The sequence below is a fragment of the Kitasatospora sp. NPDC085464 genome, from assembly GCF_044541955.1.
GTDB lineage: Bacteria > Actinomycetota > Actinomycetes > Streptomycetales > Streptomycetaceae > Kitasatospora.
This window is the reverse complement of record NZ_JBITTM010000128.1, coordinates 1-1088: the sequence shown is the minus strand read 5'-3', so window position 1 is coordinate 1088 and position 1088 is coordinate 1. Positions and strand designations below refer to the sequence as shown.

Here is a 1088-nt window from a genome sequence, read left to right as displayed (position 1 = left end):
TATCGAGCGTGTTCGGACGGTCCGAACACGAAAACTTGCCGGACCATCGGAGGGGAAGATATGCGCGAGGGTATTTCTCGAATGGGGGCGCAGCCTGTCGGCGTGGGGGCTCTTCTGGCCATCGCGGCTCCGCAGGCGATGGCGGCCCCGGCCTCCGGCGTCGGACCGGCTGCGGCCTCGGAGGCGACGGTGCGGCTTCCGGCCGGGGCGGTGCCGGAGCACTGGACGCGACCGCGAGGCGCCGGCCCCGAAGCTGCCTGCGGCGGGTGCGGGGCAGGTGAGCGACCCTCAGGGCGCCCAGGAGGCGACCGTGGGCGACTGGTGGCTGCAGCCCCGCAACGGGAAGTACGCAGGGGCAGACCTGCGGCACGAACCGGGTGGACATCGTCACCGGCTGGGGGCCGATGACCTTGTCGCTCACCCAGAGCCGGGCGATAAGCAGTCAGTGGTCGTCGAGCGTGTCGGTCGACGCGTGGAAGCTCTCCGGCACCGTCGGGTTCAGCGTCACGGACACCGCCACCAACACCGAGACCGGTTCGTACACGGTCCCGGAAGGCAAGTTCGGCACCCTGGAGGCGTACCCGCTGTTCGATCACTTCACGTTCGACGTCTACGACACCCGGGTTGCCGACCACTACGTCGGCGGGGGCGACGCCTACCACCCGGTAGGCTACTGCTACAACCACTGGGCCAACCAGGAGAGTTCAGCACATGCGGCGATCGAGTCGGCTCGCGGGCACGGTACTCCTTCTCACAGCCGGCCTTGCGACCGCATGCACCAGTGGGACTGCCCCGCCCCAGGGTGGAGACGGGCCATGGGCGTTGAACGGCCTCGTGGCCACGTCCGCCAGCGAGCCGATCCAGCGCAGCATCGACGCCCGCCGTCCAAGGGGGCCGCGAAGATCCTGGGTATCGCCAGGATCGCGGACACTGACGTGATCCTCTCCGTGAAGGACGGAGCGTGCCAGGCGGCACTGCTGCCCGCCTCGCTGGCTGAGCCGACCACGACAGCGCCGACATCCGTCGGGTCGCCACGGCCCGCCGGTCACACTTTCTCGGACGCCCATGAGGAATTCCCCGGAACAATT

At 69.1% G+C, this 1088-nt stretch carries 1 pseudogene; it reads left to right on the top strand.

The annotated features are described in order from the left end of the window. Positions 1-377: 377 nt before the first annotated feature. Positions 378-1088 (top strand): annotated as a pseudogene (locus ACIGG8_RS42890) (hypothetical protein); the annotation flags it as partial.